The organism is Promicromonospora sp. NPDC050262, from assembly GCF_040655935.1.
GTDB lineage: Bacteria > Actinomycetota > Actinomycetes > Actinomycetales > Cellulomonadaceae > Promicromonospora.
The window spans coordinates 230,105-254,216 of the sequence record NZ_JBFAKX010000006.1; the positions used below are offsets into that span (position 1 = coordinate 230,105).

The 24,112-nt window shown below is 72.7% G+C and carries 20 protein-coding genes and 1 tRNA gene; 10 read left to right on the forward strand and 11 right to left on the reverse strand.

Features of this window, described 5'->3' with window-relative positions:
• Positions 1–61 precede the first annotated feature (61 nt).
• On the reverse strand, positions 62–2,392 hold the full coding sequence (gene otsB, locus AB0I29_RS12135) for a trehalose-phosphatase (RefSeq protein ID WP_285105406.1): 2,331 nt from the start codon (positions 2,390–2,392) through the stop codon (positions 62–64).
• 175 nt (positions 2,393–2,567) lie between these two features.
• Between otsB and AB0I29_RS12140 the strand changes: the two genes are divergently transcribed.
• The 3 genes from AB0I29_RS12140 to AB0I29_RS12150 all read left to right on the forward strand — a co-directional run bounded on the left by AB0I29_RS12140 (position 2,568) and on the right by AB0I29_RS12150 (position 5,559).
• Positions 2,568–4,382 carry a serine/threonine-protein kinase gene (locus tag AB0I29_RS12140; RefSeq protein WP_285105407.1) on the forward strand — a complete coding sequence of 605 codons (1,815 nt, stop codon included), beginning with the start codon at positions 2,568–2,570 and terminating at the stop codon, positions 4,380–4,382.
• A gap of 121 nt (positions 4,383–4,503) precedes the next feature.
• Positions 4,504–5,349 (forward strand): thioredoxin domain-containing protein, encoded by an 846-nt coding sequence (locus tag AB0I29_RS12145; RefSeq protein WP_357481778.1) that lies wholly within the window; start codon positions 4,504–4,506, stop codon positions 5,347–5,349.
• A gap of 134 nt (positions 5,350–5,483) precedes the next feature.
• Positions 5,484–5,559: transfer RNA gene (locus AB0I29_RS12150), tRNA-Thr, on the forward strand.
• Between the two features lie 64 nt (positions 5,560–5,623).
• Here the strand turns inward: AB0I29_RS12150 and AB0I29_RS12155 are convergent.
• The 3 genes from AB0I29_RS12155 to AB0I29_RS12165 form a co-directional block, all read right to left on the reverse strand.
• Entirely contained in the window at positions 5,624–6,172 is a 549-nt protein-coding gene (locus AB0I29_RS12155; RefSeq protein ID WP_357481780.1) for a TetR/AcrR family transcriptional regulator, read from the reverse strand.
• 34 nt (positions 6,173–6,206) lie between these two features.
• On the reverse strand, positions 6,207–7,742 hold the full coding sequence (locus AB0I29_RS12160; RefSeq protein ID WP_357481782.1) for an MFS transporter: 1,536 nt from the start codon (positions 7,740–7,742) through the stop codon (positions 6,207–6,209).
• Between the two features lie 134 nt (positions 7,743–7,876).
• Positions 7,877–8,635 (reverse strand): SGNH/GDSL hydrolase family protein, encoded by a 759-nt coding sequence (locus tag AB0I29_RS12165; protein WP_357481874.1) that lies wholly within the window; start codon positions 8,633–8,635, stop codon positions 7,877–7,879.
• A 196-nt stretch (positions 8,636–8,831) separates the two neighbouring features.
• Between AB0I29_RS12165 and AB0I29_RS12170 the strand changes: the two genes are divergently transcribed.
• The 6 genes from AB0I29_RS12170 to groL all read left to right on the forward strand — a co-directional run bounded on the left by AB0I29_RS12170 (position 8,832) and on the right by groL (position 14,708).
• Complete coding sequence (locus AB0I29_RS12170; RefSeq protein WP_285105900.1) at positions 8,832–9,548, forward strand: uracil-DNA glycosylase; 717 nt, start codon at positions 8,832–8,834, stop codon at positions 9,546–9,548.
• A gap of 112 nt (positions 9,549–9,660) precedes the next feature.
• Complete coding sequence (locus AB0I29_RS12175) at positions 9,661–9,957, forward strand: DUF3263 domain-containing protein (protein WP_285105902.1); 297 nt, start codon at positions 9,661–9,663, stop codon at positions 9,955–9,957.
• 42 nt (positions 9,958–9,999) lie between these two features.
• Positions 10,000–10,656: a LytR C-terminal domain-containing protein gene (locus tag AB0I29_RS12180; RefSeq protein WP_357481784.1), complete on the forward strand. Its 657-nt coding sequence runs from the start codon at positions 10,000–10,002 to the stop codon at positions 10,654–10,656.
• Positions 10,657–10,860: 204 nt separating this feature from the next.
• Positions 10,861–11,064, forward strand: coding sequence for a cold-shock protein (locus AB0I29_RS12185; protein WP_036964095.1), 204 nt, complete (start codon positions 10,861–10,863; stop codon positions 11,062–11,064).
• Positions 11,065–11,354: 290 nt separating this feature from the next.
• Positions 11,355–12,875, forward strand: a complete 1,521-nt coding sequence (locus AB0I29_RS12190) for an NAD(P)/FAD-dependent oxidoreductase (protein ID WP_285105414.1) — start codon at positions 11,355–11,357, stop codon at positions 12,873–12,875.
• A gap of 204 nt (positions 12,876–13,079) precedes the next feature.
• Entirely contained in the window at positions 13,080–14,708 is a 1,629-nt protein-coding gene (gene groL, locus AB0I29_RS12195) for a chaperonin GroEL (protein ID WP_285105416.1), read from the forward strand.
• Between the two features lie 111 nt (positions 14,709–14,819).
• Here the strand turns inward: groL and AB0I29_RS12200 are convergent, their stop codons facing one another.
• From AB0I29_RS12200 to AB0I29_RS12215, 4 genes are all read right to left on the reverse strand, one after another.
• On the reverse strand, positions 14,820–15,146 hold the full coding sequence (locus tag AB0I29_RS12200; protein ID WP_350224583.1) for a WXG100 family type VII secretion target: 327 nt from the start codon (positions 15,144–15,146) through the stop codon (positions 14,820–14,822).
• A gap of 130 nt (positions 15,147–15,276) precedes the next feature.
• Complete coding sequence (locus tag AB0I29_RS12205; RefSeq protein WP_285105418.1) at positions 15,277–15,981, reverse strand: hypothetical protein; 705 nt, start codon at positions 15,979–15,981, stop codon at positions 15,277–15,279.
• Positions 15,982–16,086: 105 nt separating this feature from the next.
• Positions 16,087–17,652, reverse strand: a complete 1,566-nt coding sequence (locus tag AB0I29_RS12210; protein WP_357481788.1) for a HAMP domain-containing sensor histidine kinase — start codon at positions 17,650–17,652, stop codon at positions 16,087–16,089.
• Entirely contained in the window at positions 17,645–18,370 is a 726-nt protein-coding gene (locus tag AB0I29_RS12215; protein WP_182619482.1) for a response regulator transcription factor, read from the reverse strand. The genes AB0I29_RS12210 and AB0I29_RS12215 overlap by 8 nt, the downstream gene beginning before the upstream one ends.
• Before the next feature lie 140 nt (positions 18,371–18,510).
• Between AB0I29_RS12215 and AB0I29_RS12220 the strand changes: the two genes are divergently transcribed.
• Positions 18,511–19,104 carry an NYN domain-containing protein gene (locus AB0I29_RS12220; RefSeq protein ID WP_285105422.1) on the forward strand — a complete coding sequence of 198 codons (594 nt, stop codon included), beginning with the start codon at positions 18,511–18,513 and terminating at the stop codon, positions 19,102–19,104.
• 52 nt (positions 19,105–19,156) lie between these two features.
• Here AB0I29_RS12220 and AB0I29_RS12225 read toward each other — a convergent pair whose 3' ends face one another.
• From AB0I29_RS12225 to AB0I29_RS12235, 3 genes are all read right to left on the reverse strand, one after another.
• Positions 19,157–19,957, reverse strand: coding sequence for a carbonic anhydrase family protein (locus AB0I29_RS12225; RefSeq protein ID WP_357481791.1), 801 nt, complete (start codon positions 19,955–19,957; stop codon positions 19,157–19,159).
• A 114-nt stretch (positions 19,958–20,071) separates the two neighbouring features.
• Positions 20,072–22,285: a TPM domain-containing protein gene (locus AB0I29_RS12230; protein ID WP_357481793.1), complete on the reverse strand. Its 2,214-nt coding sequence runs from the start codon at positions 22,283–22,285 to the stop codon at positions 20,072–20,074.
• A 125-nt stretch (positions 22,286–22,410) separates the two neighbouring features.
• Positions 22,411–24,108 carry a DNA repair helicase XPB gene (locus AB0I29_RS12235; protein ID WP_285105427.1) on the reverse strand — a complete coding sequence of 566 codons (1,698 nt, stop codon included), beginning with the start codon at positions 24,106–24,108 and terminating at the stop codon, positions 22,411–22,413.
• Positions 24,109–24,112 lie beyond the last annotated feature (4 nt).

Sequence of the window (24,112 nt, forward strand, 5' to 3'; positions counted from 1 at the left end):
GTTGCAGCGCGATCGTACCCCGGTTGGTCAAGGCCGCGGTATCGACCGGGTCACGTACGGGTCAGTCCTCCCCGCGCAGCGTGCGGGCGAGGCCGGCCAGCACTGCGGCGAGCGCGTCCGGGTCGGGCACGCGGTGGGAGGCGAGCGTGTCGCCCGTGCCCACCTTGATCGACAGGTCGCCGGCCTCGAGCGCGCCGAAGGCCTGCTCGTCGGTGGTGTCGTCGCCCGCGTACAGGACGCGCACCTTCTCGACGCCCAGCTCGGCCGCCACGGTACCGCGCAGCCGGCGCAGCGCCTCGCCCTTGCTGGTGGTCACCACGGACACCTCGACCACGTCCTTGCCGTGCATCACCGGCAGCCCCAGGTTGGCCGCGACCTCGTCGGCGGCCACGGTGATGGCGGCGGCGTCGTCCACGCTCGCCAGGCGCGTGTGCACGACGGCGGCGGCGGGCTTGACCTGCACCCATGCCCCCTCGCGGCCGGACACCGCGGACTCGAAGCCCGCGACGAGCGCGTCGAGCTGGCCGGACTGGACGGTGGTCAGCTGGAAGGGCACCTGGTCGACGCCGGTGGCGGTGGCCCGCCCGGCCTCCGCGCCGTGGCTGCCCACGAGGAACGTGCCGTCGGGGGCGACGGTGCGCTCGGCGAGGTCGGACAGGTCGCGGCCGGAGACGAACGCGAGGCGCACGGGCGCCTCCTGCGCCAGCGCGTGCAGCTGCTCGACCGCGGTCCGCGCCGCGCGCGTCATGGTCGACGACTTGGGGTCGTCCACGAGCGGCGCCAGCGTCCCGTCGAAGTCGGAGGCGAGCAGCCAGCCCGTCGTCGGCTTCCTGCGCCGTCCGCTCCCGTTGCCCATGCGCGCGAGCCGGCCCTTGGCGGGGATGCCGTCGGGAACGGTGGTGAACGCCGTGAGCGCGTCCCGGAGGTTGTGGTGCCGGGGCTCCGCGGAGCGCGGGTCGACGCTGAGCGGCCGCGGCGGGACTGCCGTGAGCACCCCGAGGAAGGTCTCCGACCACTTGGCCACGTCGTCGGCCAGGACCTTGCGGCGCAGGCGCCGCATGCGGCGGCGCTGCTCCCGGGGGTCCATGGTCGCGGCGGCCACGATGATGTCCTTCATGCCGTCGATGTCGTGCGGGTTGACCAGCAGCGGGCCGGGGGAGAGCTCGTCGGCCGCGCCCGTGAACTCGCTCAGCACCAGGGCGCCGCGCTCGTCGGAGCGGGCGGCGATGTACTCCTTGGCCACGAGGTTCATGCCGTCGCGCAGCGAGGTCACCAGCAGCACGTCGGCCGCGAGGTAGAGCGCCGCCATCTCCTCCGGCGGGTAGGAGTGGTGCAGGTAGTGGATCGCCGAGTGGCCCAGCTCGCCGTACTCGCCGTTGATCCGGCCCACGAGGATCTCGACGTGCTCGCGGAGATCCTGGTAGGCGCCCACGTTCTCGCGGCTGGGGCTCGCGACCTGCACGAGCGTGGCGTGCTCGACGTCGAGGCGGCCGTCGTCGAGCAGCTCGCCGTAGGCCTTGATGCGGTGCCGGATGCCCTTGGTGTAGTCGAGGCGGTCCACGCCCAGCATCAGCGTGTCCGGGTTCCCCAGGTCCGCCTTGATCTCCTTGGCGCGGGCCTGGACCTCGGGGGTGCGCGCGAGCGTGTCGAACCGGTGGGAGTCGATCGAGATCGGGAACGACGACGCGCGCACGTGCCGGCCGGGCCGCCCGTCGGCGTCCGGGATGGTGATGACGGGGCCGCGCGTGGTGAACCCGGTCAGCCGCCGCGCCGAGCGCACGAAGTTCGCGGCGTCGCCGTTGCGCTGGAAGCCCACGAGGTCCGCGCCGAGCAGTCCGTCGATGATCTGCCGTCGCCACGGGAGCTGCGCGAACAGCTCGACCGGCGGGAACGGGATGTGGTCGAAGAACCCGATCCGCAGGTCCGGTCGCAGGTCGCGCAGCATGCGGGGGACGAGCTGGAGCTGGTAGTCGTGCACCCAGACGACGGCGCCCTCCGCGGCCTGCTCCGCGGCGGCGTCGGCGAAGCGCTGGTTGACCCGGCGGTAGGCGTCCCACCACTGCCGGTGGTAGTCGGGGCGCTCGATGACGTCGTGGTAGAGCGGCCAGAGGGTCCCGTTGGAGAAGCCCTCGTAGTACCGCTCGATCTCGACGGCGTTCAGCGTGACCGGGACCAGCAGCATCCCGTCGGCCTCGAAGGGCTCGTGCGCGAGGTCAGGGGCGCCGGACCAGCCGACCCAGGCGCCGTCGGCGCCCTGCATGACCGGCTCGAGTGCCGTGACCAGGCCGCCTGGTGACCTCTGCCAGGTGAGGTCACCGGTGGTGCCGACCGAGAAGTCGACCGGGAGCCGGTTCGCGACGACGACCAGATCGTACCCGTCTTTACCCGGCAATGTACTGCTCCTTATGTGTGGATGATTCTCGCTCTGCTGCGTCAAGAGTAACGAGGTCTCTTCCCTGCTCAGGGTAACGATGTCTCGCTCCACTCGAACGTCGGCCCGTCGCGGTGCTGGTCAGGGGCTGGATGTTGGCGGGCGTCCCCTGTCGGTGACGGCTACGGTGTGCCTCATGGAGGAGGTGGAGGCCTCGATCGCGCCCCCGCACGGCGCCGGCCCCGCTGCCGGTACGAAGCTCGGCGGGTACACGGTCGTGCGCGAGATCGGGTCGGGCGCGATGGGCGCCGTCTACCGCGCCCAGGACGACGGCGGGAACGCCGTGGCGCTCAAGATGCTCCACCGCCACCTCGACGACCGGGCGGCCCGCGAGCGGCTGCGCCGCGAGGCCACCGCGCTGCAGGGGCTGAGGCACCCCGCGGTGGCCCGGGTGCTGGACGCCGAGCTCGAAGGACCCGACGCGTTCATCGTCACCGAGCTCGTCGAGGGCCCCACGCTCGAGGAGGAGATCGACGCGCGCGGCCCCCTGGACTCCCGGGACCTCTTCGAGCTCGCCGACCAGCTCGCCGACGCGCTCGAGGCGGTCCACGGCACCGGCGTGGTGCACCGGGACCTGACCCCGTCGAACGTGCTCATCGCACGGACCGGGCCGGTCCTGATCGACTTCGGGCTCGCGCAGGGCCCGGGCGACGTGCGGGCGACCCGGACCGGGTTCGTCATGGGCACCCCCGGCTACCTCGCGCCCGAGCTGCTCGACGGCGCCGAGCCCGGCCCTGACACCGACTGGTGGTCCTGGGCGGCCGTCCTCGCCTTCGCGGGCACCGGCCGCGCGCCCTTCGGCGTGCGGCCCACCGAGCTGGTGCTGCGCCGCTCGCGGCAGGGCCGGGCCGACCTCGACGGGCTCCAGCCGCGTGCCGGCCGGGCGCTCGCGGCGGCGCTCCGGGCCGTACCCGCGGAGCGCTGGGGACCGAACGAGGTCGCGCGGGCGCTCAAGGCCGAGTCGGACGCCTTCGTCGCCACGACGACGGGGGAGGGCGGCCCGGAGACGACGGTCCTCGACACCTCCGGTGACGGGACCACCGTGGCCGCGGCCGACGCCGGCTCGACGCGCGTCATGCCGAAGGGCCTGCTGCCCCGCCGGCGACCGGTCTCCGAGGCGGCCGGCGGTGTCGGCGTCGGTGCGGCGGCAGGAGCCGCCGCTGCCGCGCGCAACCCCAACCCCGTGGGCGGCGTGAGCGACCTGGCGCAGGGCGCCGGCCAGGCCAAGGGCCGGTCGGTCACGGGCCGGGCGTCCGGCTCGCCGGGTCCGGGCACGCCGTCGGGCGGGACCGCCCTCCTGCCGGAGCCGGTGAACCCCGCACGGGTCACCGGCTACCGCACGCTGTTCCTGACGCTCACCGTCGCCCTCATGACGCTCGCCGCGACCCGGCCCGGTGCCGCCGTCGCCGTGCTCGTGGTCCTGCTCGTGGTGACCCGCCTGGCCGGCATCGCCGTCGACGAGTTCCGCAGCCGCCGCGCGCGGCGTGGGCCGAGCCGCAGCGACGCGCTCGTGGCGACCCTCGTGTCCCCGTGGCACCTCGTTCGCGCCGTGTTCGGCGTGCTGCCCGCCGTGGCCGTCGGGATCTGCGCGGGGGTCATCGTGGTGCTGCTCGGACTGGTGGTCTTCGCGCCCGGCAACGTGATCATCGCCCCCATCCCGACCGTCGAGGCACGGTCCGTGGGCGGCATGAACGAGCCGATCGTCGACAGCCTTGTGCTCGCCGTCGCCATGCTGGTCACCGTGGTCGTGACGTGGTGGGGGCCGGCGTCGTACGGGACGCGGGTCGGGGCCGGGCCGCTGCTGCGCCGGATCGCCCCGACCAAGGGCTCCAAGACGGTCGTCACCCTGGTCGTGCTGGCGCTCGCCGTGCTCGCCGCGCTGCCCCTGTTCGGCGGCTCCGTGGACGTCGTCTGGTGGCCGCTGGACGACCGGCCCGCCGTGACCTGGTGACCCCTGATCCGGGTGTCCGGATCGTACAGAAACGTTCAGCAGTCTCCCAGCGAACGCTAGTAGGCTTGATGGAGGCGCGTGTCGCGCCTCGCCCCATTGGCCCGCATCTCGAAGGACCCCGATGTCGACGAATCAGACCAAGGCACAGCGCCGCGACGCGGCCCGTGCCGAGGCCCTTGCACTCCAGAAGAAGCAGCAGGCGAGCGAGAAGCGCAACCGCCTGATCGTGCTCGGCGCGCTCGGGCTGGGAGTCATCATCCTGGTCGTGGCTGTCGTCATGATCTTCATGGAGTCCCAGAAGACGCCCATGGAGAAGGTCGACAACGTCCCGGCCGGCGTGGTGCAGGAGACCGGCATCCCGGTCGGCGCCGACGGCGCCGCGGGCACCTCGAACGAGGGCGCCAAGACGCTCGACGTGTACGTCGACTACATGTGCCCCATCTGCGGCCAGTTCGAGCAGACCAACAGCGCGAGCATCACCGAGATGCGCGAGGCCGGTGACGTCACGTTCGTGGTGCACCCGGTCTCGATCCTGGACCGCACCTCGCAGGGCACCGAGTACTCGACGCGTGCGGCGTCGGCGGCGGCCTGGGTCGCCGACCGCGCCCCGGAGCAGTTCGCCGCGTTCCACGACGCGATGTTCGCCAGCCAGCCGCAGGAGAACACCGCGGGTCTGTCCGACGAGCAGATCGCGCAGGTCGCCGAGCAGGCGGGCGTGCCGGCCGACGTCGCCGCGGGCATCACTGACGGCGACGCGACGGACACCTACCGGGAGTGGGTCACCGCGTCCACGGAGCTTGCGACCAGTGACGAGGCCTTGTTCAACGCCCAGGGCGGCTTCGGGACGCCGACCGTGGTGATCGACGGTGAGCGGTTCGAGGACTGGCAGACCCCCGGCGCGCTGACCCAGGCGATCACGGGCGAGGCCGCCAGCTCCGACGAGCCTTCCGCGCAGCCTTCCGAGTAGCAGCGGGCGAGTCGACGGCGGGGTCTCGGACTGCGGTCCGGGGCCCCGCCGCTCTGTCTCCCGCGGCGTCTCGGCGACGCGCGGGGATTCGACTCGGACTCGGGCCGGAGGAACCGTTAGGCTGTTCCCCGCCCGCCGCCTTAGCTCAGCTGGTAGAGCTCCCGCCTTGTAAGCGGAAGGTCGTCGGTTCGAACCCGACAGGCGGCTCCAGAGGCCCGGAATCCTTGGGATTCCGGGCCTGCTCTGTCCCGCGTCGAGGGCTCCTGAGCGGGCGTCAGGCCTGAGGAGCTCCCGCCACGGCGCGCACCAGGTGTTCCGCGACGGCGCGGCGCTGGGTGTCGGGCATCGACCGGTAGGCGAGCGACTCGAACATCCACAGCCCGTCGGCGGCGAGGCGCGCCACCAGCAGGGACATCGAGGCAGGGTCGGCCTCGGCGTCGTCGGGCACGGGCGCCCACCGGTCCAGCACCATGCTCCACGGGCCCGCCCACTCCGGACGGGTCGCGGCCTCCAGCATGAGCTGCAGCTCCGCCCGGGTCGCGGCCTGCGCGCTCACGCGGATATAGGCGGCCAGCCGCTCGTCGGAGGTGAGCTGGTCGGCTGGGCGGCCGGCGTCGGCCTCCAGGGTGGCCTCCCACCGGTCGGCCAGGTGCTCGTGGATGGCCACGAGCAGCCCCTCGCGGGAGGGGAAGTGGTACATGATCCCGCCGCGGGTCAGCTCGGCCTCGGCCGCCACGGAGTCGAACGTCACGGCCCTGACGCCCTCGCGCTGGACCAGGCGCACGGCGGATTCGAGGATGCGGTCGCGGTTGCTCGGTCGCACGGGGTCTCCTGCGGGGCGTCGCGGTCGGAGCGGTTCAGTGACCCGAACCGTAGGCGGAGGATGCCGATCCCGGCCCGTAGGCATGGAGCAGCACAGTTGTGACGATAGCGCCGACCGCCAGGACCGCGGCGCAGACCACCATGACGACGAAGTAGCTGTTCCCGAAGGCCTGGCCCGCGGCGGCGAGCACCTCGGGGCCGGTGCCCGGGGCGGTCAGGGCATCGGACATGGACCGGCTCGCCTCGACGGGGGCGTCGACGGGCAGGCGGACCGTCGCGGTGTAGATGGTGGTCAGCAGCGAGCCGAGCAGGGCCACGGCGGCCAGGCTGCCGAACTCGTACGAGACCTCCTCCACGGAGGACGCCATACCGGCGCGGCGGGCCGGCACGTTCCCGATGATCGCGGTGGAGGCCACCGACATCGCCGCCCCCAGCCCGAGGCCCGTCACGAGCAGGCCGGCGAGCAGCAGCCACTCGGTCCCGTGCTGCACGCCGTACAGCGTCCCGGCCACGCCGGCGGCGCCCACGGCCAGGCCGCCGCCGATCAGCATCCGCAGGCCCACCACGTGGAGAAACGCCCCGGCCAGGAGCGAGGACGGCAGCGAGCCGAGGGCGATCGCTGCCACCAGGAGCCCGGACTCCAGCGGGGTGAACCCGGCCACGAGCTGGAAGCGCTGCGTCGTGGCGAGCTGCAGGCCGCCCATGGCGAACATGGCGATCGCCGCCGCCAGCACCCCGGACGAGAACGCGGCGTTGCGGAAGATCGACAGGTCGAGCAGCGGGAACGGCAGGCGTCGCTGCCGGCGCACGAAGACCCACCAGCCCACGACGGTCACGGCGGCCGCCCCGAGGACGACGGTCCCGGACCGGTCGGCGCGGGCGACCTCCTTGATCAGGACCACGAGCCCGACCAGCGTGACCAGGGCCTGGACGGACGAGACGAAGTCCCACCGGGTCGCAGGGTGCGGGTCGTCCTCGGGCGCGACGGCGAGCCCGACGATCACGGCCAGCAGGACCACCGGCACGTTGATCAGGAAGATCGAGCCCCAGGCGAAGTGCTCCAGCAGGACGCCGCCGACGATCGGCCCGAGGGCACCGCCGACGACGGACAGGCTGCCCCACACGCTGATGGCGATGTTGCGCTCGCGCTCGTTGACGAAGGCCACCCGGATCAGGGCCAGCGTGGCCGGCATCATCGCCGCGGCGCCGACGGCCAGCAGCCCCCGCGCGGCGATCAGCACCTCGGGCGTGGGCGCGGTCGCGGCCAGGAAGGAGGCGAGCCCGAACACCACGAGGCCGGCCACGAACATCCGCCGGTGCCCGAACCGGTCGCCCAGCGTGCCCGAGCCGAGGAGGAGCCCGGTCATCACCAGCGGGTAGGCGTTGATGATCCACAGGCTCTCGCTCCAGCTCGCGTCGAGCTCGCGCGTGAGGGTCGGCAGCGCCGTGTAGAGGATCGAGTTGTCCAGGGTGATCAGAAGCAGGCCGGTGCCCACGGTGACCAGGAGGGTCCAGCGTCGTCCGGTGCTGAGCTGGGACGTGCCCGCACTGCGCGGAGGGCTCATCGTCATGGTTGTAAATGTACCATCTAGAAGGTTAAGTTACGCGGCCAGGGCAGGGTTGCGGAGACGTCAGAGGCTCCCCGGTGCGAGCACCAGGGAGCCTCTGAGATTCACCCTCGAAAGTGTAGGGCCGTACCGGGGGGTTACGCGCGCGGCCAGACCCCCGGCGTCGGCCACTTGGCGGTGCGCCCGTCGCCGCTGGAGGTGCCCGTCAGGCGCCGCTTGACCCAGGGGCCCACGTGCTGGCGCATCCAGGCGGCGTTGGCGCGCGCCGTCTCGCGGAAGGCCGCGGGCGGGGCGGCGTCGAGCGGCACGTCGTAGCCGGCGTCGTCCGGTTCGAGGCCGAGCGCGACCAGCGCGGCGTTCGCCACCCGCTGGTGCCCCTCGGGGGTGAGGTGGATGCGGTCGGAGGACCAGAGGCGCAGGTCGGCCAGGGCGCGCATGCCCCAGAGGTCCACGACGTGCGCGCCGTGGCGCCGGGCGATGGACCAGACGTTCGCGTTGAAGATGCCCACGCGGCCGTTGGTCCAGCTCAGGGCGGCCCCCGCCTTGAAGCCGGTGCCCATCAGCACGTCGGCGCCGGTGGCACGGAGTGCGGCGACGGCGTCCTCCAGCGCGGCCGAGATCGCGTCGATGTCGGCCGTGGCGCGCAGGATGTCGTTGCCGCCCGCGACCAGCGAGACGAGGTCGGGCTGGGCGTCGAGGGTGACCCCGAGCTGCTCGGCGACGATCGGGCGCAGCTTGCGGCCCCGGATCGCGAGGTTCGCGTACTCCAGCGGCGCCTCGCCGGCCGAGATGCGGCGGGCGGAGAGCGCGGCGGCGAGGTTGTCCGCCCAGCCACGCTGCACGTCCGGGGCGTCGGGATAGGGGTCCCACAGGCCCTCCGAGAAGGAGTCGCCCATGGCGATGTACCGCGTCCAGCGGACGGGGGCGGTCGCGGAGGGAGTGGTGGAGGGGCCTTCCGGTTCTGGGGTCGTCGTCGCGCTCACGGTGCCCATTGTCGCGCCAACACCGTGAGGAGTCGTCACAAGTGGGTGTGTCGGGCAGCACAGGGCGTCAGTGTCGGAGGGTGCCGGTAACCTCCTGAACGTGGAGACCATCGTGAACCCGACACCCCCTGCCGACGCCGCCGCTGCCGCTGGCCGGCCCCCGTTGTCGCAGGTCATCGCGCCGGACTGGGCCGAGGCCCTGGCCGACGTCGAGCCCCGCATCCATGCGATGGGCGACTTCCTGCGCAACGAGGTCGCCGAGGGACGTACCTACGTCCCGGCGGGGGAGAACGTGCTCGCCGCGTTCAAGCGTCCGCTCGCGGACGTGCGCGTGCTGATCGTGGGCCAGGACCCGTACCCGACGCCGGGGCACGCGATGGGCCTGTCCTTCTCGGTGCAGCCGGACGTGCGGCCGGTCCCGCGGTCGCTGGTCAACATCTACAAGGAGCTGCAGGAGGACCTCGGCCTGCCGATCCCGTCGAACGGTGACCTCCGGCCCTGGGCGGACCAGGGCGTCATGCTGCTGAACAGGACGCTGACCTGCCGCCCGGGCTCCTCCGACTCGCACGCGGGCAAGGGCTGGGAAGAGGTCACGGAGGCCGCCATCCGCGCGCTGGTGGCCCGTGGCGGCCCCCTCGTGGCGATCCTGTGGGGCGCGAAGGCGCGCAACCTCAAGCCGTGGCTGGGTGACGTCCCCGTCGTCGAGAGCGCGCACCCGTCGCCCCTGTCGGCACGCAGCGGCTTCTTCGGGTCGCGGCCGTTCTCGCGAGCCAACGCGCTCCTGGAGCAGCAGGGCGCGCAGCCCGTCGACTGGCGCCTGCCGTAACGATCGCGGGCCGCCCTTGGCGCCGGCGGACGGCCGGCGTGCAGACAACGTGAAAAGGACTCAGGTGAACGACAGGACTGTTCCTCCGACCTACGGGGGGACCGGCGAGACGCTGGTCGCCCACGTCGAGGCCCCCGCCGTCGCGGGCGGGGAGAAGGGGCTCTCCGACCGGGACCGCGAGATCCTCGCGTTCGAGCGCCAGTGGTGGAAGTACGCCGGCGCCAAGGAGGAGGCGGCGCGTGAGCTGTTCGGCCTGACGGCCACGCGGTACTACCAGGTTCTCAGTACGCTCATCGACTCCCCGGCCGCCCTGGAGCACGACCCGATGCTGGTCAAGCGCCTGCGCAGGCTCCGGTCGACCCGGCAGAGAGCACGATCTGCACGCCGTCTGGCGGATGAGAACCACTGAGAAGGCACCGATCCGTCACAACAACCCGCTACTCTCTCTGCCGTGACGAAGAGTGGCTACCCCTACCCGCCCGACGAGTTCGACGTCGCTGTCCCCGGGGGCGCACCGGTGGGTGTCCACCGTGCACCGCGCAGCGGCTGGAGCTCGGCCTGGCCGTTCCTGCTGGTCGCCGTAGTCTGCGCCGCCGTGGCGTGGGGCGGCATCACACTGCTCTCCGGCGACGGGGAACCGGCGGAGGCGTCGGGCGACCCGTCGAGCTCGGCCTCGGCCCCGGCATCGCCGTCCGCCTCGGCGTCGGGTGATGCCTCGGGTGAGCCGTCAGGCGAGCCCAGCGGTGAGCCGTCGGCGGAGACCGGCGGCCCTGCCGACCCGGCGGCGCTGAAGGCCGGCGCGGACCTGACCGCCCAGGTCGCCGTCTACAACGTCGGGCAGGAGGCAGGTCTCGCCGGCGAGACCGCCGAGTACCTGATGGGGCAGGACGTGGCCGGCGCGGCGCTGCGCGAGGAGCCGCAGACCCCGGACGGCGCGACCTACACGGAGAACACCATTCTCTACGGTGCCGACCGTGCGGACACGGCCGCCTACACCGCGGCGCTGCTCGGCATCCCGGAGGCGAACATGGTCGAGTCGGCGGCGGTTTCGAGCTCGCCCGAGGCCGTGTGGGTGGTCGTCGTGACCCGGCCCTCGACGATGGGCTGACCCTCGGTTGGGTTTACCAGCCTGTACCACCATGTTGATATTCCTTGACAAGCGGCCGTTTGCAGCCCTCTGACCTGGGCGTTCGCCATGCGCTTAATGCCGCATACCGGGCATAGAGGGTTCCCTGGTGTGAGACGGACCACTAGGCTCGAACCACCACGGGTCGACCGAGTGGCCCGTGCAGAGGTACAAGGAGAACTACGCATGGCCCAGGGCACCGTCAAGTGGTTCAACGCCGAGAAGGGGTATGGCTTCATCACCCCGACCGCCGGCGGCCAGGACCTTTTCGTTCACTACAGCGCGATCCAGAGCGATGGCTACCGGTCCCTCGACGAGGGTCAGGAAGTCGAGTACGAGGTGGGGCAGGGACAGAAGGGTCCGCAGGCAGAGCAGGTTCGTCCACTCTGATTCGATGGGACGACGGGTGGGAAAGGCCCACCCGTCGCCCGCCGCCCCCCGAGGATGCTGGGACCCAGACCCCGGCGTCCGCACTGGACGGTCGACGACGACCGGTATCGCACCATGTCGGACGACGATGCCCGACGCCACCGAGCAGCCGCCCCGTACCGCGGCTGCTCGCTCTGGTTCTCGCCCGGCCCCCCTGCCTCGCGAGAACGGTTGGGACGACGCGCGCCCGACGCGCCCCATGGTCCGGCGCCGCACCGTGATTCGTCGCGCACCCATGATTCGATGGGGGCGTGACGCTCCTCGACGCGGTGGTGGTCGGCTCCGGGCCGAACGGCCTGGCGGCCGCGGTGACGCTCGCCCGCGCGGGGCTGGGGGTCCGGGTCCTGGAGGCCCAGCCCACGGTCGGCGGCGGCGCGCGCACGCTCCCCGTCCCGGAGCTCGCCGACGACCTGCTCTTCGACCTCTGCTCCGCCGTGCACCCCATGGCCTGGGCCTCGCCGTTCTTCCGGGCCTTCGACCTGCCGGCGCACGGCGTCGAGCTCGTCGCGCCCGAGGCCGCCTACGCCCAGCCGCTCGGCGGCGACCGCGCGGGCATCGCGTGGCGTGACCTGGCCCGCACGGCCGACGGCCTCGGGGCGGACGGCGATGCCTGGCGTGACCTGCTCGGACCGCTCGCCGAGAGCTGGCGGCAGGTGACCGCGCTCGCGCTGGGGGACAAGAGGACCGTGCGCGGCATGCTGGAGGGCGTGCGCGACCACGGCGCGCACGCGTCGGAGACCTGGGGCCTGGCCTCCCTGGTCCGGCCCGGCCTGCGGTTCGGTGCGGCGCTCCTCGAGCAGGGCGGACCGCGCTGGGAGCGACGGTTCCTCACCGAGGAGGCGAAGGCCCTGCTCACCGGCGTCGCGGCGCACGCCATCACGCCGCAACCGTCGTACGCGGGGGCGGGTACGGCCCTGCTCCTCGCGGCCCTCGCGCACGCCGACGGCGGCTGGGCCGTGCCGGTGGGCGGTTCGCAGGCCATCACCGACGCCCTGGTCCGCGACCTCCGGGCGCACGGCGGCACCGTCGAGACCGGCCGCCGGGTCGACGACTGGCACGACCTCCCGCCCGCGCGCGCCGTCCTCTTCGACACCACGCCGACCACGGTGCTGCAGGTCCTGGCGGACCGGATCCGGGCGCCGCGCCGTGCCGCCCTGCGCAGGTTCCGGTACGGCAACGCGGCCGCCAAGGTCGACTTCGTCCTGTCGGGCCCGGTCCCTTGGTCGGTGCCCGACGTCGGGCGCGCGTCGACCGTGCACGTGGGCGGGTCCCGCGCGGAGATGGTGATCGCGGAGGACGCCGTCGCGCACGGGGTGCATCCCGACCATCCGATGGTCCTGCTCAGCGACCCGGGTGTCGCCGATCCCGGCCGGGTGCGGGGCGCCACGCGGCCGCTGTGGACCTACGCCCACGTGCCCGCCGGCTCGACGCACGACGTCACCGAGGCGGTCACGCGGCAGATCGAGCGCTTCGCGCCCGGCTTCCGCGACGTCGTCGTCGGCGCGCGGTGCATCCCCGCCGACCAGATGCAGCGCCACAACCAGAACTACCCGGGCGGCGACATCTCCGCGGGCGCAGCGAGCATGTGGCAGATGATCGCGCGGCCGACCCTCGCCCCCGACCCGTACCAGGTCGCCGAGGGGGTGTACCTCTGCTCGGCGTCGACCCCGCCGGGGCCGGGCGTGCACGGCATGGGCGGCTGGCACGCCGCGCGCCGGGCGCTGGTGCGGGAGTTCGACGTCCGTCACGTGCCGGGGCTGGCGCCGGGGTAGGCGCCCCGCGTTCGCCCGCGGTGTACGCGCCTTGCACTCTCAAGGTCCGAGTGCCAATAATGTCTTAGCACTCTCCGTTGGAGAGTGACAGCAGGGTCGAATGGTGAGGCCTCCTGCCGCGGCGAGACATGGTCGTCGAGGCGGTTGCCGTCCGTCGCGGGCACCGGCCGGCCTGGACAAGCCACCAGCGGAGGATTCATCCCCATGGCCAAGATCATCGCTTTCGACGAGGTTGCTCGTCGGAGCATGGAGCGCGGGCTCAACCAGCTCGCCGACACGGTGAAGGTCACGCTCGGCCCGAAGGGCCGCAACGTCGTCCTGGACAAGAAGTGGGGCGCCCCCACGATCACCAACGACGGTGTCTCCATCGCCAAGGAGATCGAGCTCGAGGACCCCTACGAGCGGATCGGCGCGGAGCTCGTCAAGGAGGTCGCCAAGAAGACGGACGACGTCGCGGGTGACGGCACCACCACCGCCACCGTGCTCGCCCAGGCGCTCGTGAAGGAGGGCCTGCGTGTCGTTGCCGCCGGTGCCAACCCGATCGCCGTCAAGCGCGGCATCGAGAAGGCCACCGAGGCCGTCACCGAGCAGCTGCTGAACGCCGCCAAGGAGATCGAGACCAAGGAAGAGATCGCTGCCACGGCCGCCATCTCGGCCGGCGACCCGGCGATCGGCGAGCTCATCGCCGAGGCCCTCGACAAGGTGGGCAAGGAAGGCGTCATCACCGTCGAGGAGTCGAACACCTTCGGTCTCGAGCTCGAGCTCACCGAGGGCATGCGCTTCGACAAGGGCTTCCTGGCCCGCTACTTCGAGACGGACCCCGAGCGCCAGGAGGCCGTGCTCGAGGACCCGTACGTCCTGATCGTCGAGTCGAAGATCTCGAACGTCAAGGACATGCTGCCCCTGCTCGACCAGGTCATGAAGTCGGGCAAGTCGCTCCTCATCATCGCCGAGGACGTCGAGGGCGAGGCCCTGGCGACCCTGGTGCTGAACAAGATCCGTGGCACCTTCAAGTCCGTCGCCGTCAAGGCCCCGGGCTTCGGCGACCGCCGCAAGGCCATGCTGCAGGACATCGCGATCCTGACCGGTGGCCAGGTCATCACCGAGACGGTGGGCCTCAAGCTGGAGAACGCCACGCTCGAGGAGCTGGGCCAGGCGCGCAAGGTCGTCGTCACCAAGGACGAGACCACGATCGTCGAGGGTGCCGGCGACGCCGACCTCATCGCCGGTCGCGTGAACCAGATCCGCAGCGAGATCGACAAGTCCGACTCGGACTACGACCGCGAGAAGCTGCAGGAGCGCCTCGCCAAGCTGGCCGGCGGCGTGGCCGTCATCAAGGCCGGCGCGGCCACCGAGGTGGAGCTCAAGGAGCGCAAGCACCGCATCGAGGACGCCGTCCGCAACGCGAAGGCTGCCGTCGAGGAGGGCATCGTCGCCGGTGGTGGCGTGGCCCTCATCCAGGCCGGTGCCGTCGCGTTCGCCAAGCTCGAGCTCGAGGGTGACGAGGCGACCGGTGCCGCGATCGTGCGTGCCGCGATCGACGCCCCGCTGAAGCAGATCGCCGTGAACGCCGGCCTCGAGGGCGGCGTCGTGGCGGAGAAGGTGCGCAACCTTCCCGCCGGCCAGGGCCTGAACGCCGCGACCGGCGTGTACGAGGACCTGCTCGCCGCGGGCGTCAACGACCCGGTCAAGGTGACCCGTTCCGCGCTGCAGAACGCCGCGTCGATCGCCGCGCTGTTCCTCACCACCGAGGCCGTCGTCGCCGACAAGCCGGAGCCCGTCGGGGCCCCCGCCGGCGACCCGACCGGTGGCATGGGCGGCATGGACTTCTGAGTCCTGCCTGAACCGCTCGGGCCTCGGCCCGCGCACCCGTCCGACGCCGGTCGGTCAACCTCTCACGCGGAGGGTGACCGGCCGGCGTCGGACTTTTCCGCCTGCTCCTGGTCAGGAGAACATGCGCGTCGCGGCCGCCTCCGCCTCCGCGTAGGTGCGGGCCGCGGCGGCGAGCGCGGCCTGGATCGCGTCCAGCGCGCCCTCGACCTGCGCCTGGGCGCCTCGCCACTGCGCGACCGTCCCGCCGAAGGCCGCGGCGGCCGGTCCCTGCCAGCTCGCCTGCAGCGCGTCGAGGTTGCGCATGAGCGCCCCCACCTCGGTGCGCACCGTGGCCACCGAGCCCGCCACCGCCGCGCTCGCGTGCTCCACCTGGTCGCTGTCGACCTCGAACCGCATGGTCATCACCTCCCGCACGCCGGTCCGTCCAGCGTCGTCCACCGACGGTAGGCAGGGGCTGGCCGACGGCGGAGGGCTCCCGGGGCCACCTGTGCACGGGGGCGCGAAAGCTCGCGGTGTGGTCGCGCTCGAACCGCTGCGCGGCGGTCCGGAGGGTCGGTCGCGGGTGGCGTCAGGCCGTTTCGAGCTTCGCCTGCTCCTTGCGCAGCCGGTGCAGCTCCATGTCGAGGTTCTGCCGCGCGGGCTCCTCCCACGCGGCGCCCATGGGGCTCAGGAAGAGCGACTTGCGGGCGAGCAGCCGCTCGATCACGCGGATCCGGGCCCGGAGGTAGTCCTCGGCGGGGATGTGCGCGTACTCGGCGCGCACCGCGGACTTGTAGTCCTTGTACCGCTGCGGCTCGGCGGCCAGCATCGCGAGGTCGGCGTCGTTCAGCACCGCGGCGTCGAAGTCCGCGGGGTCGGGTGCGTGCCGCACGATGGCGTTGACCAGGGCGGCGACCCGGTCCGCCGCACGGTCGGGAACCCCGAGCTCGGTGAGCTCCTTGTCCGCGAGGGCCGCGGAGGCCGTGGTCTGCTCGCCGCCCTGTGAGGCGTCCGCCATCTTGCGCTCGGCGTTGAACACCGCGCCGTGGTACCAGGCGGCGAGGCGCACCAGGTCCGGCTCGTGCGTCTCCTCGGCCAGCTCGTCCACCCGGTGCAGCACGGAGGCCAGGTGGCGCAGGTTGTGGAAGTGCCGGTTCTCGTCGGCCCACCGGTCGAGCAGCGACTGGCCGACCGCCTCGATCGCCTCGGTGTCCGCCGTGGCCCCCGCGCCCACCGCACTGCGGACGAAGGACTTGAGGAACCACTGCGGCGCGTCAGACGTCAGCACGCCCATGTGAACTCTGCCTTACGGTCGATGTCGGTCACTCCACGACCAGCCTATTACCGAAACGGTCAGTGGCGGCTACCACCGTCACGGGATCGTGATCACGGTTCGGGGTCAGAGCGGCAGCGTGAGCCGGACCGTGAGGCCGCCGCCGGGGGTCTGGCGTACCTCGACGTGCCCGCCGTGCGTGCCCACGATCGCCGCGACGATCGCCATGCCCAGCCCCGAGCCACCGCCCGACTCCCGCGTGCGGGACGAGTCCGCGCGGTAGAACCGCTCGAAGATCCGCCGGCCCTGCTCCTCCGTGAGACCGGGGCCGTGGTCGCGCACCTCCAGGACGGCGCTGCTGCCCGACGCCGGGGCGCCCGGGTCCGTGGTCGCCTTCCCGCCGTTCTGCGCGGCTCCGTTCGTTCCCGGCGACGCCGGGAGCACGCCCAGCGCGATCTCGGCGGGTGTGCCCGCCGGCGTGTGCCGCGCGACGTTACCGATGAGGTTGGTCAGGACCTGCCGCAGGCGGTCGCCGTCGCCCTCCACGACGAGCTTGTCGGGGACCTGCGCCGCCGGGTCCTCCGGGCCTGCGTCGGGGGCGAGCGGCACGACGGTGACGTCGCGCGTCGGGTCCAGCGCGTGCAGGTCCTGGGCGGAGTCACGCGCGAGGGCGACCAGGTCGACGTCCTCGCGGGCGACCGGGCGGCCCTCGTCGAGGCGCGCGAGCACCAGCAGGTCGTTGACGAGCGTGCCCATGCGGCGGGCGGCGTCCTCGATGCGGAACATCGTGTCGTCGACCTTGTCCGAGCTGTCCAGGGCGCCCATCCGGTACAGCTCGCCGTAGCCGCGGATGGTCGCGACGGGCGTGCGCAGCTCGTGCGAGGCGTCCGAGACGAACTGCCGCATGCGCACCTCAGAGGCCTCCTGGGCGGCGAAGGCGCGCTCGATCTGCGTCAGCATCGCGTTGAGCGACGCCGCCAGCGAACCCATCTCGGTGCCGGCGGGGGCCTCGGGGACACGCAGCGTCAGGTCGCCCGCCGCGATCTGCGCGGCCGTGTGCTCCACGGACCGGAGCGAGCGGAGCGACCGCTCCACGAGCAGCCACGCCGTGAGCCCGCCGAGCAGCACGATGCCCAGGCCCGACATGATCAGGGTGCGGGTCAGGATCGAGACGGTCTTGTCCATGCCCACCAGCGGCAGCGCGACATAGACGACCGCGCGCTCGCCGCTCGGGTAGGTCGCGCCCAGCGTGATGACGCGCCAGCTCTCGGTGCCGGTGTCCGGGCCGTCGCCGGTCCCGCCGTCGGTGCCGCTGTCGCCGGCGCCGGTCGCCCCGGCGGCGGTGAACGGCTCGCCGCCGCTGGCGACGGCCTGCTCGTACGTCACCGTCGGCAGCTCGGGCGTGCCGAAGCGCGTGATCGCGGAGTTCCCGAGCTGGGTCTGCCTGCCGCTCTCGTTCTCGATCAGCACGTAGTAGTCGCTGGGCAGGGCCTGGCCGGAGGTGGACTGGATGATGCCGATCGGGTCGAGCGCGGCCGTGTGCAGCTCGTCGTCCACCTGCTGGACCAGGAAGCCCGACACCACCGTGGTCGTGGCGATGCCGGCGATACCCAGCCCCGCCGCCAGCAGCAGCGAGATGATCGCGACGAGCCTGGCGCGCAGAGGGATTCCGGCGAGGCGCTCCCTAAGCACGGACGGGCTGCGGGGCGCGCAGCAGGTAACCGACGCCTCGCTTGGTGTGGATCAGCGGGGGCAGGGTCTCGCCCTCGACCTCGAGCGTGTCGATCTTGCGCCGCAGGTAGGAGATGTAGGACTCGACGATGTTCGCGTCGCCGCCCCAGTCGTACTGCCACACGTGGTCCAGGATCTGCGCCTTGGACAGGACCCGGCCGGAGTTGAGCATGAGGTAGCGCAGCAGCTTGAACTCCGTGGGCGACAGGTCGACCTCGACGCCGGCCCGGCGCACCTCGTGCGAGTCCTCGTCCATCTCGAGGTCGCCCACGTGCAGCACGGCCTCCTCCTCGGGGGCGGGGACGCCCGTGCGGCGCAGCACCGCGCGGATCCGGGCCACGACCTCCTCCAGGCTGAACGGCTTGGTCACGTAGTCGTCGCCGCCCACGGTGAGGCCCTGCACCTTGTCCTGCGTGTCGTCCTTCGCGGTGAGGAAGACGACGGGCGTGTGCCGGCCGGTCGCCCGCATGCGGCGCGTGACCGTGAAGCCGTCCATGTCGGGGAGCATCACGTCGAGCACCACGAGGTCCGGCTCCACGTCGCGGACGAGCTGGAGGGCGCCGTTGCCGTCCGCGGCGGCATGGACCTCGAAGCCCGCGAAGCGCAGGGACGTGGACAGGAGCTCGCGGATGTTCGGTTCGTCGTCAACGACGACCAGACGCGCCTCAGGAGTAGCCATGTTTCCAGTGTGCGGCTGGTTCCTGAACACTGTCTGAGTTTCGCCCGGGAAATCCCCCGGGCTCTCGCCGCGGGTGGACGTCGCCCCGTCGGACGGCCCTCGGCTCCGCGATTCGGCGCACACGGCCTAGGCTGTGTCGCATGTCAGCACCGTCCCCGCAGGAGCCCGGGCAGTTGCCCCGGCGCACGTATCTCATCGTCGACGGTGAGAACATCGACGCCACGCTCGGCATGAACGTGCTGAACCGCCGTCCGGCACCCGAGGAGCGCCCGCGCTGGGACCGTATCTCCGCGTTCGCGGAGAAGGTCTGGTCGCAGGACGTCGTGCCGCTGTTCTTCCTCAACGCGACGTCCGGCCAGATGCCGATGCCGTTCGTGCAGGCGCTGCTCGCCATGGGCTACAAGCCCATCCCGCTGGCGGCGCAGGGTTCGGAGAAGGTCGTCGACGTCGGTATCCAGCGCACGCTCGACGCGCTCCTGGACCGCCCGGGCGACGTGCTGCTCGCGAGCCACGACGGCGACTTCCTGCCGCAGATCGAGGCTCTGCTGACCGACGACGACCGCCGCGTCGGCCTGCTGGGCTTCCGCGAGTTCGTCAACGCCCGGTTCACCGACCTGGAGCAGCGCGGCCTGGTCATGTACGACCTCGAGGCCGACGCCGACGCGTTCACCACGATGCTGCCGCGCGTCCGCATCATCCCGATCGAGGAGTTCGACCCGCTGCGCTACCTGTAGCCGGCGTGGCGCCCCGGGCCATCGGCTCGGGGCGCCGCGCGCAGCCCGCGCGCTACCGGCTCAGGGCGAGCGTGCCCTCGTACGGGGTGCGGTCGCCCTGGGGCAGCGTGGGTCGCGCGTTGTGCCCGTGCGACGCTTCGTCGAGCACCGCGATCTGCTCGGCCGACAGCTCCACCGGCGTCGCGTAGACGACCCACTGGACGCCCTCGGTGCACGGCGGCGTCGTCAGGCTGCCCTCGTACGCCTCGTAGGTGGGGTCGGTCGGTAGCATCGCCGCGACGTCGAGCGGCAGATCGGAGGTTCCCGGCGACGCCGCGCCCTCGACGAACGGCTGCCAGGCCGCGTTCTCCGCGCCCTCCTCGGCGAGGACGCCGATGACGAGCGTGCGGCCGTCCTCGGTGGTGTGGACCAGGTGGAACTCCGCGTCCATCGCCTCGCCCTCGACGGTGTGCTCCGACGGAACGTGGAAGTGCGTCTGGGCCAGGGTGAACTCGGCGCCGTCCCACTCGATCGTCGACGCCCCGCTCTCGGGCACGAGCTGGACGGTGTGACCCGTGTCGACCGACTCGCCGACCGTGGGGGACGACATGATCGTCGGGTGGTCGGTCGCCTCCTGGTCGGCGTGGGCGGGCAGATCGATGGGCGACTGCGCGTCACCGGCCGAGCATGCCTCGAAGTCGGCGGACAGGTGCCCCCATTCCGCGGGCCCCTCTGCGCCCTCGTACGACCAGTGCACCTCGCCGCCCACGCCGGGCGGCGGCCCCGCAGAGGCCGCGTCCGCGGCGGTGCCCGTGCCGCAGGACGCGAGCAGCGGGGCGAGGAGCAGTGCTGTGGGCAGGGCGAGCTTCTTCAACGTGTACTCCGGAGGGGTGATCCGTGTGAACGGCGAGAGCCGGTTTGCCGGCAGCCCAAATTACCTTTTTCCCGACCTTTCGCCCACCCCGTTCGGCGATTTCGTGCGGGAGTGCTACCTCGCCGACACCGGCCACCAGGCCCGGACCGTGCCCAGCTTGCGGTGCGCCGCCGGCCGTCCGCCGCCGAACCCGCCCCCGCCGAACCCGCCGCCGATGCGTGCCGTGCGGGCGCGCTTGCGGGAGCGCACGAGGTGCGGGTCGAGCAGGATGCCGCCGAGCATCATGCCGCCGGTGATCGGCCCGTTCGCGTCGTTCCCGCCGGCGTCGGGCTCGGCCTCGGCGGCGGCAGCGGCCGCGACGACGGCGTCCGCGTCCTGGCGGGCCAGGCGCGTCGCCTCCCGGACCAGCGCGCTCGCCTCCTGGGCCTCGTTCAGGGCCGCGGTGGGGTCGGTCGGGTGGAGCGCGCGGGCGACGTCGGCCAGCCGGACCGCCTCCGCGAGCCGGGTGCGCGCCGCGGCGCCGACGGCCCCGCGGCGGGTAGCGATGAAGTCGCCGGTCTGGCGCAGCTGCGCGTCGACGCGGCGGAGCGTGTCGCGCAGCAGCGCGGACGCCCGGGCCTTGACCTCGGTGTTGTCGCGGGTGGACGCCAGGGCGGCGTCGAGCGAGGCCTCCGCCGCGGCGATGCGCTGCAGGCCGGCGAGGGGGTCGCCGCCCTCCCGCGTCACCTCGACGTTCTTGAGCGAGGCCTGGGCCGCGGCGCGCGCGAGGGTGACGCGGAGGTCGCCCTCGATCGCCTTGGCGGAGGCCACGTCCTGGGTGAGCGACGCGATCGACTTGTCGAGCCGGCTGACGGCCTCCCGGAGGTGCAGCGCGGTCGCGTCGACGGCGTCGAGCAGCATGACGGCCTGCCCCAGCGCGTTCTGTGCGCCCCGCGCGTGCGCCACGGCGACTACCTTCTGGCCGGCCGCCAGGGCCGAGTTCCCGGCGGCCACGGCCTCCTTGGCGTTGGCGAGCAGCAGCTCCGCCTGCTCCGGGTTGCCCACCACGGTGGCCAGCGGGCCCGTCGGATACCGCCGGGAGAGCTGCGTCAGGAGGCCGCGCGCGGTGGCGACCCGCTGGGCGACCTCGACCTCGCGGGCGACGACGTCGGCGAGCAGCTCCGGGGCGCGCTGCTGCAGGCGCCGCAGGTCGTCGAACGCGCGGGTACGCGCGTCGAGCGTGTCGGCCGCGGCCTCGCAGAGCGCGATGACCCTGGTCAGGCGGGCGCGACGCACCGGGTCCTCCTCGGTCCCGGGCTCGGTGTCGTCGGGCGCCGGGGCGTCGGACGTCGCGGCCCGGGCCTCCGTGTCGAGCGTCTGCCGCACCGCGAACGCCTCGCGGACGTCGGCGGCGGCGCCCTCGAGGATCAGCTCGAAGTCCCGCGTCGCGTCGGCGCCCAGCTCGGAGCGGGCGAAGCCGAGCTCCTGCTCGCACGTCTTCAGGGCGTCGTCGATGCCCACCAGGGCTGCCGCGGCACGTTCGTCGAGCTCGTCGAGCGTGAGGTCCGCGAACGCGTCCGGCGCCGGCCCGCCGGCCACCGGGGTGCGGTCCCTGAGCTGGGCGAGGAGCGGGCGGAGCCGGGGCACGGCGAACCGCCACAGCACGTAGCCCAGGGCGGCCAGGACGAGGATCGCCGCGACGGCGATGCCCACCACGACGAGCGGGTTCGTGGTGCCCGCGACCCCCTTGCGGACGCTGTCGGCGGCGTCGGCGGCGGCCGGGGCCCACCGCTCGTCCTCGACGGCGGACGCCACGGCGTCGTCGATCCGCCCGAGCTGGCCGTCCGTCAGGACGACGTTCGTGTCCGCGGACAGGCCGAACTCGTGGTCGACGGTGGCGATCGCCAGGAGCAGGTCGTCGGCCCCGAGCCCGGACTGGTTCGCGCTCGCGTTGGCCCAGTCCACGGGGTCGGTGCCGTCGAAGCTCTCGATGTAGACGACGAACATGCGCAGGTCGGACTCCGCGGCGAGCCGCTCGACGGCGGCCAGGACGTCCTGGCGCTCGGCGTCGGTGAGCGCGCCCGCGCCGTCGGTCACGGGGTCCGTGAGGGTGATCGGCGGCGACGCGGGCAGGATGTCCGACATGAGCTCGGCCTGCGTGGCGGCCGACAGTCGCGGCGACACGGACGGCCGCGGCTCGGCCGGCCCGACGACCGTCGCGTTGGCGGCCTGTGACGTGGCCGCCAGGACGACGCCGACGAGACCTGCGAAGGCCACGATGACCCAGCCCCCGGAAGCACGGGTGCCGGGATCGTGCGGACGCTCGGCTCTTGCTCGGGACTCGATCACGTCCCTGATCGTCACCCCGGGTTCAAGACAGCGCAATCGGAGACCGTAACGTTGCGTACGTGCAACGAATCCTCAGGTGAATGCCCAGCGTGAAGGGCATTTTCACGCGCTGAGCAGGCCCGACGTCAGGGTGCCGTCGAACCGGCCGGCGAACCGTCCAGGTCCTCGGCGTCCACGATGCGGTACGCGTACCCCTGCTCGGCCAGGAACCGCTGCCGGTGGGCCGCGAAGTCCTGGTCCACGGTGTCCCGCGCGACCACCGCGTAGAAGTGCGCGGTGCGGCCGTCGGCCTTGGGCCGCATGATGCGCCCGAGGCGCTGCGCCTCCTCCTGCCGGGACCCGAACGAGCCCGACACCTGGATCGCGACCGACGCCTCCGGGAGGTCCACCGAGTAGTTGGCGACCTTGCTCACCACGAGGCGCGAGATCTCGCCCTCGCGGAACGCGCCGAACAGCCGCTGCCGCTCCTTGTTGGTGGTCGCCCCGGTGATGATCGGCGCGCCCAGGTGCTCGGCCAGCTCCTCGAGCTGGTCGATGTACTGGCCGATGACCAGCACCTGGTCGTCGGGGTGGCGCGCCACGATCTGCTCCACCACCTTCTTCTTGCCCGACGCCGACGCGGCCAGCCGGTACTTGTCCTCCGTCTCGGCCGTCGCGTAGGTCATCCGCTCGCTCTCCGGGAGCGTGAGGCGCACCTCCACGCAGTCGGCGGGGGCGATGTAGCCCTGGGACTCGATGTCCTTCCACGGCGCGTCGAACCGCTTGGGCCCGATGAGGCTGAACACCTCGTCCTCGCGGCCGTCCTCGCGCACCAGCGTCGCGGTCAGGCCGAGCCGCCGCCGCGCCTGCAGGTCCGCCGTCATCCGGAAGACGGGCGCGGGCAGCAGGTGCACCTCGTCGTACAGGACGAGGCCCCAGTCGCGGGCGTCGAGCAGCTCGAGGTGCGTGTAGACGCCTTTCCGCTTGGTGGTGAGCACCTGGTAGGTCGCGATGGTGACGGGCTTGATCTCCTTCTTGGTGCCGGAGTACTCGCCGATCTCGTCCTCGGTCAGCGTGGTGCGCCGGACCAGCTCGTCGCGCCACTGGCGCGCGCTGACGGTGTTCGTCACCAGGATCAGCGTCGTCGTGCCGGACCTGGCCATCGCGCCCGCGCCCACGATCGTCTTGCCCGCGCCGCAGGGCAGCACCACGACGCCGGACCCGCCGTGCCAGAACCCGTCCACGGCCTGCGCCTGGTAGGGGCGCATCTCCCAGGGGGCCGCCTTCTCGTGCGGCGTGCGCGGGTGCGTGGTGGGGCTCAGCTCGATCGGGTGCTTCTCGCCGTCCACGTAGCCCGCGAGGTCCTCGGCCGGCCAGCCCAGCTTGACCAGGACCTGCTTGAGATGTCCGCGCTCGGAGGGGTGCACCGTCACCGTGGACTCGTCGATCCGCGCGCCGACCAGGCCGGCGGTGCGCCTCGACTTCAGCACCTCCGCGAGCACCGCCCGGTCCGTGGTGCGCAGCACGAGGCCGTGCGCCGGGTCCTGCGCGAGCTGGAGCCGCCCGTAGCGGGACATCGTCTCGGCCACGTCGACCAGCAGCGCGTGCGGCACCGGGTACCGGCTGAACTCGATGAGCGTGTTCACGACCTGCTCCGCGTCGTGGCCGGCCGCGCGCGCGTTCCACAGGCCCAGCGCCGTCAGGCGGTAGGTGTGGACGTGCTCGGGTGCGCGCTCGAGCTCGGCGAACGGCGCGATGGAGCGGCGCGCCTGCTCGGCGCTGGGGTGGTCGACCTCCAGCAGGAGCGTCTTGTCACTCTGCACGATCAAGGGGCCGTCGGGCATGGGG